The 11,511-nt window shown below is 58.4% G+C and carries 8 protein-coding genes; all 8 read left to right on the forward strand.

The window, feature by feature from the left end:
- Position 1 precedes the first annotated feature (1 nt).
- The 8 genes from NPX02_RS17880 to NPX02_RS17915 all read left to right on the forward strand — a co-directional run bounded on the left by NPX02_RS17880 (position 2) and on the right by NPX02_RS17915 (position 11,308).
- Positions 2-1,384 carry a TRAP transporter large permease gene (locus NPX02_RS17880; RefSeq protein ID WP_305792924.1) on the forward strand — a complete coding sequence of 461 codons (1,383 nt, stop codon included), beginning with the start codon at positions 2-4 and terminating at the stop codon, positions 1,382-1,384.
- Positions 1,385-1,506: 122 nt separating this feature from the next.
- Positions 1,507-4,335, forward strand: a complete 2,829-nt coding sequence (locus tag NPX02_RS17885; RefSeq protein ID WP_260295225.1) for an FAD-binding and (Fe-S)-binding domain-containing protein — start codon at positions 1,507-1,509, stop codon at positions 4,333-4,335.
- A gap of 92 nt (positions 4,336-4,427) precedes the next feature.
- Positions 4,428-5,414 carry an ABC transporter substrate-binding protein gene (locus NPX02_RS17890; RefSeq protein ID WP_260295226.1) on the forward strand — a complete coding sequence of 329 codons (987 nt, stop codon included), beginning with the start codon at positions 4,428-4,430 and terminating at the stop codon, positions 5,412-5,414.
- A 54-nt stretch (positions 5,415-5,468) separates the two neighbouring features.
- Entirely contained in the window at positions 5,469-6,170 is a 702-nt protein-coding gene (locus NPX02_RS17895; protein WP_260295227.1) for a hypothetical protein, read from the forward strand.
- Between the two features lie 151 nt (positions 6,171-6,321).
- On the forward strand, positions 6,322-8,208 hold the full coding sequence (locus NPX02_RS17900; RefSeq protein ID WP_260295229.1) for a methyl-accepting chemotaxis protein: 1,887 nt from the start codon (positions 6,322-6,324) through the stop codon (positions 8,206-8,208).
- A gap of 744 nt (positions 8,209-8,952) precedes the next feature.
- Complete coding sequence (locus NPX02_RS17905; RefSeq protein ID WP_260295230.1) at positions 8,953-9,927, forward strand: helix-turn-helix transcriptional regulator; 975 nt, start codon at positions 8,953-8,955, stop codon at positions 9,925-9,927.
- A 324-nt stretch (positions 9,928-10,251) separates the two neighbouring features.
- Positions 10,252-10,773, forward strand: coding sequence for a hypothetical protein (locus NPX02_RS17910; RefSeq protein ID WP_260295231.1), 522 nt, complete (start codon positions 10,252-10,254; stop codon positions 10,771-10,773).
- Positions 10,774-10,849: 76 nt separating this feature from the next.
- Positions 10,850-11,308: a hypothetical protein gene (locus tag NPX02_RS17915; RefSeq protein WP_260295232.1), complete on the forward strand. Its 459-nt coding sequence runs from the start codon at positions 10,850-10,852 to the stop codon at positions 11,306-11,308.
- Positions 11,309-11,511: the final 203 nt, after the last annotated feature.

Consider the following 11,511-nt stretch of genomic DNA (forward strand, 5'->3'; position numbering starts at 1 on the left):
AATGAATGAAATCCTTGTTATCGCGATGTTCGTCAGTTTCATCGCGCTGCTGTTTACCGGTTTTCCGGTGGCCTGGGCCCTGGCGGGCATTGGCATTCTGTTTGCGGGTGTCGGCTATCTGGCAGACAACCACCTGGATACCATGACCGGTCTCGACTACTCGACCCTCGGCCTGGCGGTGGGGCGTATCTTCGGCATCATGGACAACTGGGTGCTGGTGGCCCTGCCGATGTTCATTTTCATGGGCCTGATGCTGGACAAGTCCGGCGTCGCCGAGCGCATGATGCACGCCATGCAGGGGCTGTTCGGGCGGGTGCGCGGCGGACTGGCGATCTCGGTGACCATCATCGGTATCATCCTGGCGGCCTCGACCGGCATCATTGGCGCCTCGGTGGTGCTGCTGGGTGTGATGTCCCTGCCGGTGATGATGCGCCAGAAATACAGCAAGACCCTGGCCCTGGGCACAGTGGCCGGTGCCGGTTGTCTCGGCATCCTGATTCCGCCCAGCATCATGCTGGTCATCATGGGCGACCAGTTGGGCCTGTCGGTGGGCGACTTGTTCATGGGGGCCGTGTTCCCCGGGATCATACTGGGCCTGTTCTATATTTTTTATATTCTCGGTATCTCCTTTTTCAAGCCCGCCTCGGCGCCGCTCGCGGACGATGTTCAGGCGGTCAGCCTGAGGGTGGTCTGGGGCGTGTTCAAGACGATTTTGCCGCCGGCCGCCCTGATCCTGGCCGTGTTGGGCTCGATCTTTGCCGGTATCGCCACAGTGACGGAGGCGAGTGGCATCGGTGCCCTGGGTGCCATGGTTATTGCCCTGGGCTATCGCCAGCTAAACTGGGCGGTGATGAAAGAGGTGACCATCAACACCTTCAACACCTCGGCCTATATCTTCGCCATCTTCGTCGGTGCCACGGTGTTTGCCCTGGTGCTGCGTGAGCTTGGCGGGGATGAGCTGATCGAGTCCACGCTCACCGGCCTGCCGTTCGGCCCCTACGGGATCATTGCCTTCATACTGGGTGTGGTTTTCCTGCTCGGATTCTTCCTTGACTGGATCGAGATCAGCCTGATCATCCTGCCGCTGCTGGCGCCGGTGGTGAAGGCCCTGGGGCTGGATATAGACGGTCACGGGGTGGTGGACAACCCCGAGCTGGTCTGGTTCGCGCTGCTGGTGGCGGTCACCCTGCAGACCTCGTTCCTGACCCCGCCGGTGGGCTTCGCCCTGTTCTATCTCAAGGGCGTCTGTCCTCCGGGCATCTCGCTGCTGGATATCTACAAGGGCGTTATTCCGTTCATCCTGCTGCAGCTGCTGGGGCTGCTGGTGGTCGCCTTTTTCCCCGACGTGGTCACCTGGCTGCCCTCGGTGGCCTACGGCAAGTAGAGCTATCGGGGGCGGAGTCAAATGGGAGCAATGCTATCGGGTCAGCCATCATCGATGGAATCCCATTTGACTCTGACCCCTGGATTATTCGTGAATTATTTATTCTGGGGTGCAGGTAAGGCATGTCGGCAGACTACACGGCATTAAAAGACGAACTGGCCGGTTTCATCGACCCGGCGCGGCTGATCGATGATCCGCTGCGTACCCTGGCCTACGGCACCGACGCCAGTTTCTACCGGCTGATACCGAAGCTGGTGGTGAAGGTGAATGACGAACCCGAGATGGTGCGCATCCTGGCGGCCGCGCACCGTTTCCACACCCCGGTTACCTTCCGCGCGGCCGGTACCAGCCTCTCCGGGCAGGCAATCAGCGATTCGGTGCTGTTGTTGCTATCTGGAGAGTGTTGGCGCGGTTATACGCGCAATGAAGACGCCTCTGTTATCCGCCTGCAGCCGGGGGTGGTGGGCGCCTGGGCCAACAGCTACCTGGCACCCTACCGGCGCAAGATCGGCCCTGATCCCGCTTCCATCAACGCGGCCAAGATCGGTGGCATCGCCGCCAACAACGCCAGCGGCATGTGCTGCGGCACGGCCCAGAACAGCTATCATACCCTGGCCAGCCTGCGCGTGGTGCTGGCCGACGGCACGGTGCTGGATAGTGCCGAGCCGGCCTCGGTGGCCGCCTTCCGGGAATCCCATGGCGAGCTGCTGTCCGCGCTCTCCACGCTGGCGGCGGAGACCCGCGCCAATGCCGAGCTGGCGGAACGTATCCACCACAAGTACCGGCTGAAGAATACCACCGGCTACAGTCTCAATGCGTTGATTGATTTCGAAGATCCGATCGAGATCCTGCAGCACCTGATGATCGGTTCCGAGGGCACGCTGGGCTTCATTTCGGAGATCGGCTACCACACGGTCGCCGATCACCCCTGCAAGTCCACCGCCCTGATCCTGTTTCCCACGGTGGAGATCGCCTGCCGGGCGGTGGCGCTGCTCAAGCGGACGCCGGTAACGGCGGTGGAACTGATGGACCGCGCCGCCCTGCGTTCGGTGCAGGAGAAGCTGGGGATGCCGGTCTGGCTGCGTGAGCTGGATGACGAGGTGGCCGCCCTGCTGGTGGATGTGCGGGCGGCGGACGAGGCAACGCTGAAGTGCCAGGTGGTGGATGTCGGCCAGGCTCTGCAACCGATCCCACTCGTTCGGGAGGTGGAATTCACAGCGGACCCGACGGCCTACCAGGCGCTGTGGAATATCCGCAAGGGGCTGTTCCCGGCGGTGGGCGCGGTGCGTACCCCCGGAACCACCGTGCTGATCGAGGACGTCGCCTTCCCGGTACCGCAACTGGCGGCAGCGGTGAGAGGGCTGCATCAACTGTTTGAAAAGTACCACTATCAGGAAGCGCTGATTTTCGGTCATGCCCTGGAAGGGAACCTGCATTTTGTCTTCACCCAGGACTTCGGCAGCGTCGAGGAGGTGCAACGCTATCAGGGTTTGATGGACGAAGTGTGTGCATTGGTGGTGGGCGAGTACGGCGGCTCGCTGAAGGCCGAACACGGCACAGGACGCAACATGGCGCCGTTCGTGGAGATGGAGTGGGGCAGTGATGCCTACCGGTTGATGTGGCGGCTGAAAAAGCTGTTCGATCCCGCCAACCTGCTCAATCCCGGGGTCATTCTGAATGACGACGCCGAGATTCATCTGAAGAACCTTAAACCGCTGCCGGCGGCGGATCCGTTGATCGACAAGTGTATCGAGTGCGGTTTCTGCGAGCCGATCTGTCCGTCGCGCAACTTGACCCTGACACCGCGCCAGCGCATCGTCTCCTGGCGCGAGATATCACGCCTGAAACGAACCGGTGATGATGCCGAACGACTGCAACGGTTTGAAAATGATTTCGTCTATCAGGGGCTGGATACCTGCGCGGTGGACGGGCTCTGCGCCATCGAATGTCCGGTGGGCATCGATACCGGCAAACTGACCAAACAGATACGCCAGAGCCGGCAGGGTGAGCGGGCAGCCCGTGTCGGTGAGTGGGTCGACGGGCATTTCGCCGGCGTCGCCGCCATGACCCGGGCCGGACTGAAACTGGCCGCGCTCTCCCAGGACCTGTTGGGGGATGGGCTGATGGGTAAAACCACCGGCCTGATGCGGCGTCTGAGCGGTGAGCGTATACCGCAATGGAATCCGTCCATGCCACGCGCGGCGGGTCCACTGCAACCACCAGTCAACGGGACGGGCGCATATAACGGCACGGTGGTCTATTTCCCCAGTTGTGTCAGCCGCACCATGGGACCGGCCAACGGCGATCCGTTCCAGGCCGATCTGCATGAGGTGATGCGGTCGCTGCTTGCCAAGGCCGGTTACCGGGTGATTCTCCCGCAGCGGCCGGAAGGTCTCTGCTGTGGCATGGCGCTGGAGAGCAAGGGGCTACCGGAACAGGCGGGGCAAAGCCTGTATCGCCTGGAACAAGCGTTGTGGGACGCCAGCGAGCAGGGCCGCCATCCGATCCTGTGCGATACCAGTCCCTGCACCTTGCGCATAATCGAGCATATAAAACAACCGTTGCGGATCCAAGAGCCGGTGGGCTTCATCAATAGTCACCTGTTGCCGCATCTGCGGCGCCAGGAACAGCTGGAAAGCATCGCTCTGCATATTACCTGTAGCAGCCGCAAGATGGGGCTGGCCGACGCCATGCGCCAACTGGCGGAGCAGTGTGCACGGCAAGTGTTTATTTCGGAGGACAAAGGGTGTTGTGGGTTTGCCGGTGATAAAGGCTTTACCCGACCTGAGTTGAACGCCTCGGCCTTGGGACGGTTGTCCGGATCACTGCCACAACACTGTGAAATGGGCGTCTCCAACAGTCGCACCTGCGAGATCGGTCTATCGCTGCATGCCGGTCTCTCCTATCAATCCATTGTCTACTTGGTGGACCGCTGTTTTTCCGCCTGCTGAGCAGACGTTCGTCGAGTCGTATCGCCGTTAATGAAAGGAGTTTTTATCGAGTAAGCCGTACAACAACAAACCACAAGCATGATGGAGAGAGGATGAAAACCATAACAGCCATATCATTGGCGCTGTCCCTGCTAGTCCTTGCCGGCAGGGTATCCGCAACGGATATCCTGGTGGTCGAAAGTTATCACCAGTCCTACTCGTGGGATGCCAGTTACACCCAGGCATTGCGTGAGGAACTGGGTAAACAACACAACCTGGTCTTTTTCCAGATGGATACCAAGCGTCTGCCAAAAAGCGCGCATGCGACGCAGGCCGAAAAGGCCTGGGAGGCCTATCGGCAACTGAAACCGTCCCTGGTGATTCTGGGGGATGACAATGCGCTGAAATATCTTGGTCCGCGGCTGGCCGCCGAGCCGGTGCCGGTAGTCTATCTGGGTATCAACAACAATCCGCGCAGTTACTTTGATACGGCGCCGGGAAATTTTACCGGCGTTTTGGAGCGTCCGCTGTTCAAGCGCTCGATCGCTTCCCTGTCGAAAATATTGAAACCCCGACCGAAAAAAATCCTCTTGCTGTTCGATGCAGGAACCACGGCGCGGGCGGCGGTCAGTGAAGCCTTCGCGGGAAATATCTGGGTCGATGTGTTCGGCGTGGCGGCCAAGGTGCGCCTGATCAGGAGCTGGGTCGAGTGGAAGGTGCAGGTTAGCGAGGCCCGCCGGCACGGTTATGACGCCATCATCGTGGGGCTGTACCACACCCTCACCGATATCCAGGGCAATAACATCGCCGCGGAGCGGGTGATGAGCTGGACTACCGAACATGCTCCGGTGCCGCTGTTCGCGTTCTGGGACTTCAGCGTCGGCCGGGATATGACGGCCGGAGGTCTGGTGCTCAGTGGAGAAGAACAGGGACGGATGGCGGCGGCGATCGCACGGCAGATCCTGGCCGGTACCGAACCCTCGCGTATCTATCCGAAGACTGCCCAACAGGGCCGCTACCTGTACAGCCGCAGCCGGCTGGCGCAGTACGGCCTGACACTGCCGGCGGAAATCGAACGCGTCAGCAGTTTGATCGAATAGGTCGGGACCCGATCGCGTCCTATGAATAATCCCATCCATCCGGAGGATTTAACTATGTCCCAAGCTTCTATCAGTACCAGAGTGCGTCTGGCGGTCTCCCTCTCCCTGCTGGTGATGTCGGTTCTGTCCGGCTACCTGCTGATCCACTATTTTGACCTGCGCAGCAGCCTTAAGCAGGAGCTGTCCGACGTCGCCGAGGCCACTGCCAGCAGATTGTCCCGCCAGCTCGCCGCCCCGCTCTGGTCGATCAACGAGCAGCAGATCAGTTCCACGATCGAGTCGGAGATGACTCAGCATGCATTGGCGGCGGTGGAGATACTCGATCCACAGGACAGGCGGACACTGTTCGAGCGCAGACGGGAAAGTTTCAAACCCGGTTTCCTGTTCAATCAACAGGAAGCCGACGCCATCATGGCGGAAACGGCGGTGGTTACCGAAGCGGGTGAACAGATCGGCGTCGCCGTGGTGCATGTCTCGCCCACCTTCATGCGCAACAGCTTGATGACGGCGTTGAGCCGGCGGGCGGTTGAGCTGCTGCTGCTCGGCACCCTGCTGGTCGCCGCCTGCCTGCTGCTGATCCGGTTGCACCTGATTGTGCCGCTCCGCCACGCCACGGACGCCATCCGCTCAAGTTCCGACAACGAGTTGGACGAGCTGATTCGCGGTAATCGGAACCGTGATCTGGATCTGTTGCTGAAGGCGGTTGGGAACCTGCGTGGACAACTTAAATATACCCGTGATATGCAGGGTAAATGAGTGCCACCGAAGGCGTGCTTGCCGCATGTTCCTCTCAAGAGAAGCATCGGCCAGCCGTTACATGGGAATACGCAACGCTGATGGCTGTACCTCTTCACCGATTGCCTGCCAGGGCCGGCGCCGATGATCCAAGAGACATGAGGAACATTTGATGCTTAAAGTTCGTTCGATCAAAACCAGGCTCCTGCTGGTGATCGCCATCTCCCTGGCCGGCTTCATAGTCCAGGGCGTGGTCACGTTCGATGTGCTGGACGAGATGAATGCCGCTTCCCGGCGGCTGGAATCGGCCCAGCAGGCGGCCCAGGTGATCGACAGCACCCAGGCAGAGGTATTGACCCTGACACTACAGAAACGCGGACTGAACCGGGACAATGAGGCGGCGTATCGGGCCGGTCTTGAGCAGACCCTGGCACGGCAAGCGCAACAGCTGGAACGGGTCGCCGCCGAACTCGGCTCACCCGCCCTGACCGGGCACATGGAGGAACTGCGGGGGACGCTGCAGGAGTATCTCCGGCAACTCCTGGCCTGGCACAAGATTCGCCTGAACCTGGGCATGGATCAGGCGACCGGCCTGATCGGCACGCTGCGCGAGAAGGCCGCCGTGCTGGAGGCGCTGGTGAAGGGATTCTCGGCCATGGAGCGGGCGCTGGCCGAGGTGATCCAGGTGGAGAAGGCGAGCCTGAGCGGCGGCCTGCCGACCGAGGCCACCCCCTTCGAAAGCGAACTCAATGAGCTCAAGGCGCTGATCGTGGAGCTGCAGTTCGAGGATACCTTCATGCCGGCGATCGACGCCTACGCGGCCGCCTTCCGTCCGGCGCATGAACAATATCGGCAGCTTACCAGCCTGGATCAGGCCATGCTCGGTCAACTGCCGGAGATAGAACGGGCGGTGGCCACGGTGGCTGAGTTCATTAATGTGCAATTGCTGGCCGAGGCCCGCAGCAGGGCCGAGGCGGTCAGTCAGCAGGCGCGCTATACCCTGGTGGCCACGGCAGTGGCCACCGCCGCCGTTCTGGTGCTGCTGCTGCTCTGGATCGGTCGCGCCATTAACCGCGGGCTCAGCGATACGATGGGGCTGCTGACCGAGTTCTCCGGCGGCAACCTGGCCGCCCGCCTGGACGGCTACGACAAGGACGGGGATGAATTCGGTCAGTTGGCCACTTCCGCCAATGCCATGGCCGGCAGCCTGGGGGACCTGGTGCGTCAGGCGGATGCTGCCGGTAGGGAGATGGTGGGGATCTCCCAGGAGCTGTCCGTCTCCACCGAACAGCTGGTATCGGTGAACCGCCAGATCAACGACCAGACCCAGCAGGTCGCCGCCGCCTCCGAGGAGATGAGCGTCACCGCCAACGAGGTGGCCAACACCGTCAATGACCTGAACCGCGCCGCGCAGAAGACCTGGGAGGCGGGTGATGCCAGCACCCAACTGGTAACCCGTACCGAGGAGGCGATCCGGGAGATTGCCCGGGTGGTGAACGATGCCGCCGCCATGGTGCATCAGCTGGGCGATCGCTCCAACCAGATCGGCGTGGTGGTGGATGTGATCAACGAGATCGCCGAGCAGACCAACCTGCTGGCGCTGAACGCCGCCATCGAGGCGGCGCGTGCCGGGGATGCCGGGCGCGGCTTCGCGGTGGTGGCCGACGAGGTGCGCAACCTGGCCACCAAGACCGTGGAGGCCACCACCCAGATCACCGCCTCGGTGGAACAGATCCAGGGCGGCAGCCGGGAGGCGATGGCGGCCATGGAACTGGGGCAACAGTCGGCCGAGCGCGGCGTCTCCCTGGGGGAGGAGGCCAAGGCGTCGATGGACCTGATGCGGGAACAAGCCTCCAAATCGTCCGAGCGCACCGGCCAGATCTCTACGGCGATCGAACAGATGAGCGTCACCATCCGCGAGATCAGCCGCAGTATCGAGCAGGTGGCGCAGGCGGTGACCAACAGCCAGTCGGCCACCGGCACCATCGCCGACACCAGCCGAGTCGTCGCCGATAAGGCGAGTCAGTTGAGCGCGGTGACCGGGGCCTTCAAGACCTGAGTACTGCGGTGTCAGGTTGCCGATCGGTGTGTAGGGGCAGGCCCCAGTGCCTGCCCGAACGGTAGCGCGGCCACCGGGTAACTACCAGTGCGTTGCGAATTTCAACAGGGAGTCCTGTAGCCTCAAGCGCTGCAACAGCCGTCCCGGGGATCATCTAGCATGTCCCGGTCTGGAACTCAAGGTCTCGGCCCCGAAGCGACAGAAGTCGTCAATTTCGCCTGCATGAGAGAGTGGCGTCGCCAACAGCCGCACCTGCGGGATCGGTTTGTCGCTGCATGCCGATCTCTCCTGTCAATTCATCGTCTACCTGCTGGACCACTGTTGTTCCACCCGCTGAGCAGTGGGTTGGCGTGAGCCTGCGAACCCCAACGGGATTTCAAAGGAGTTTGCCATGACGTTGGAGACCTAACTGCGGCTGGTGGTGGATGACGACAAACCGGACTAGGGGGGATAGATCCAGGTTTCAATTGACAGGGTCGCGGTCTGTGGCAAGTAGTGGTCAAGGGCCGGAAAATCGGGCACTATGAAGAAAAATCGCCGTAGGAGACGACCAATTGCTTTCAGGAAGCGTGGGCGAAACCAGCCACGCGAAAGACCTTTCTGCGTTTTTACCCAAAATAGCGAACGGCAGGAGTAAGCAGGGCAGCGGAGTTTAATTATTTATGCTTGGATTAACTGGCTTAGATTTAATTCCTCAGCCACCTTATTCTCTTACAGTTGCTCAGCTAATGTTGATGAGGGCAAATGGATTTGTTAGAGCATTTTAGCCAATTGATCCTGGACCTTTACCGGGCCTTTGATCGGGTCGATCCTCATCTGTTCAGAGACTGGGCATTAAGTCGCTTGCAGCAAGACATCAGCTTTGATTCCGCCATATGGATTCAAGGCGTACTGGTCGAGAACATTCCGGTCACAAATAGCGTATATTTACACGATCTTCCTGCTGACATGCTGCATGACTACGCACGCTGGGCTTCAGAGGACTCCGTATTTGAGGCGGTGATGTGTAATCCAGGACGATGTGTTCTGATGCGCGACATAAAAGATCTGGCGTCATGGCACAAAACGGATTTGTATCGGGAGTACATGTCAAAATATGGTATGGAAGATGTTGCAGCCATCATGGTCCCCTTTGGCTGCTCCGGTATTCAATCATTCATTTCACTATACAGAAACAGAAGAGACCAGCCATTTACAGAGAGCGAGCGCAACTGGTTTCAGGCAGTGAGCCATCACCTGATAGAAGCTGAAAACTTTTCGCGATTCCGTCATCTCCGACATCACCACAGCATCGCAGACAAAGATGCCTCCGTAGCAGTGATAAGTGCCGAAGGGTATCTGAAAATGGCAGAGGCAGGGTTTATTCATTTTATAGATACCGGATGGCCAGACTGGGATCCGCCATTAGTGCCATCGGCAATCATTCCATCGTCCGCAAACACGATGAAGACGGCGCATGTATTGAATGGTTACCTCATCAAAGCCACCCATGCCCAAGATGGTTATGTGGTATCGACCAGGAGTGTGCGCGCCCTGGATATCTTGTCATCCCGCGAGCAGCAAGTTGCAACAAGAATAGCAAACGGCATGCCGTACAAAAGTGTGGCGAAAGAATTAGGCATCTCCCCGTCTACGGTGACTAACCACGTAAATGCCATTTACGCCAAGTTGAGTGTGCGTTCAGGTGCCGAACTACGCAAAGCGATCAGCCAAACCTAACCCTCACACTTCATCCAATAGGTCATTTGACCCATAGATTACCATTCCCTAACATCATAGCCTTTGGGACCATATGGCTGACTCCATTTATTTTCACGCTAGTAAAGAACTGACAATCGGCGTGTAATTGCTGCCGACATAGTAGAAATGAGAAGAGTTATCGTCTCCATTGGGGGCGCCTAAGTAGTTGTTTGCTCCTCAAGTTATGGCCGCTTCGAGGTGCTTCATAAATCAAAGCTACGGATTTGATCGGGATACATACTCCCAGCTCTTGGCTACCCCAAATCGGATTTATCTAATACCGCAATTGTAGGGAATAAGAAAATGAAGACAATCCTGTCGCTGCTTTCAACTGCATTGCTGCTCGCCGCCTGCCAGACCACCGGTACCCGCACCACCGACAGCACCACGTATAGGTGGCCAGATTTCCAGCAAGGGCTCATCCCAGGTCCATCCAACAGCCCGGTCAAGGCCAAGATGCCGTCGGTGTCGCTGACACCCATAGCCAACAAGATGACGTCCGAACGCGCGGCCTTCGGTGGTGTCTGGGAAGGCTGGATGTGCCGCAACAAAGTGGTAGACGTCAAGGTCGCCGTGCGAGAGTTGACGAATGAGGGCGCCATGGTGGACTATGCGAGCGGGGCGCAGTCATTTGGAAGCTTCAATATCACGCTGTCTGCTCAATTTTCCGGAGACGTTCTTCGGGGCACCTTACCAAGCGCAAGTGGCCGCCCCGACCTCATTCTTGGCATGCGCTCCGATGGCCATATGAACGTCAAGTGGGATAACGGTACCAACTGGTGCACCGGGGTAATGGAGCGCACTGCATCACTGCCTAAGCGGTGACACTTGGCTATTAACCGAACATATAAGCGTCACCGTCCATGAGATCAACCGCAGTATCGAACAGGTGGCGCAGGAGGTGACCAACAGCCAACCGGTCACCATCATCGCTTTAAAAGGAGAATTAGTTATGGATATAAAAGCAGTTGTCGTTGTTGGATGTTTATTGGCTTTTCCTCTTTATGGGTTTGGTGGCGAAATTTTGAGTGGTTCTGAAATTAAACAGACATTTTCTGGGAAAACTGTTGATTGGGAGAATCCAGGAGGCAGTAAATCAGGTAAAAGCTATTTTTCTGAAGATGGAACAATAACTGTTGTAAAAAACGGTGAGAAAGATCCTTTTCAGAAGGCGTTCAAGCGCGGCGTTGTAAATCAACGTACAGGTGGCTGGAGCATTTCCGGTGATAATTTATGTTTTAGCTGGAAAGGATGTCTAGCTATCGAAGCGGATGGAAATGGTGGTTACTATGAGTTGCAAGGTGGCTCAAAACGGAAACTTCATTATAAAAATATTGCCCATGGTAACACTTTGCAATAGCGAGATACTTGATGTACAGAATTGTGCAAAATGGCGAGGTAGGAAGTGGTGCAGGTAGGTGGCTGAGTCGAGCCACACCGTGGCAGAGTGAGTAGGTCAAGGGCGGCAAGGGAGCAGCCCGCCCTGAATGGTACCTTTTGAACTCCGAAACTTGAGTTAGCGTAAGCGGAAAACCAGGTCAAGGAAAAAACCGGGTCAGAGAA

Source organism: Sedimenticola hydrogenitrophicus (assembly GCF_025175675.1).
Taxonomy (GTDB): domain Bacteria; phylum Pseudomonadota; class Gammaproteobacteria; order Chromatiales; family Chromatiaceae; genus Sedimenticola; species Sedimenticola hydrogenitrophicus.

Bases quoted from the DNA above. Each gene is read 5' to 3' on its own strand.
- NPX02_RS17880 (WP_305792924.1), top strand. From the start codon at position 2: ATGAATGAAATCCTTGTTATCGCGATGTTCGTCAGTTTCATCGCGCTG.
- NPX02_RS17885 (WP_260295225.1), top strand. From the start codon at position 1,507: ATGTCGGCAGACTACACGGCATTAAAAGACGAACTGGCCGGTTTCATC.
- NPX02_RS17890 (WP_260295226.1), top strand. From the start codon at position 4,428: ATGAAAACCATAACAGCCATATCATTGGCGCTGTCCCTGCTAGTCCTT.
- NPX02_RS17895 (WP_260295227.1), top strand. From the start codon at position 5,469: ATGTCCCAAGCTTCTATCAGTACCAGAGTGCGTCTGGCGGTCTCCCTC.
- NPX02_RS17900 (WP_260295229.1), top strand. From the start codon at position 6,322: ATGCTTAAAGTTCGTTCGATCAAAACCAGGCTCCTGCTGGTGATCGCC.
- NPX02_RS17905 (WP_260295230.1), top strand. From the start codon at position 8,953: ATGGATTTGTTAGAGCATTTTAGCCAATTGATCCTGGACCTTTACCGG.
- NPX02_RS17910 (WP_260295231.1), top strand. From the start codon at position 10,252: ATGAAGACAATCCTGTCGCTGCTTTCAACTGCATTGCTGCTCGCCGCC.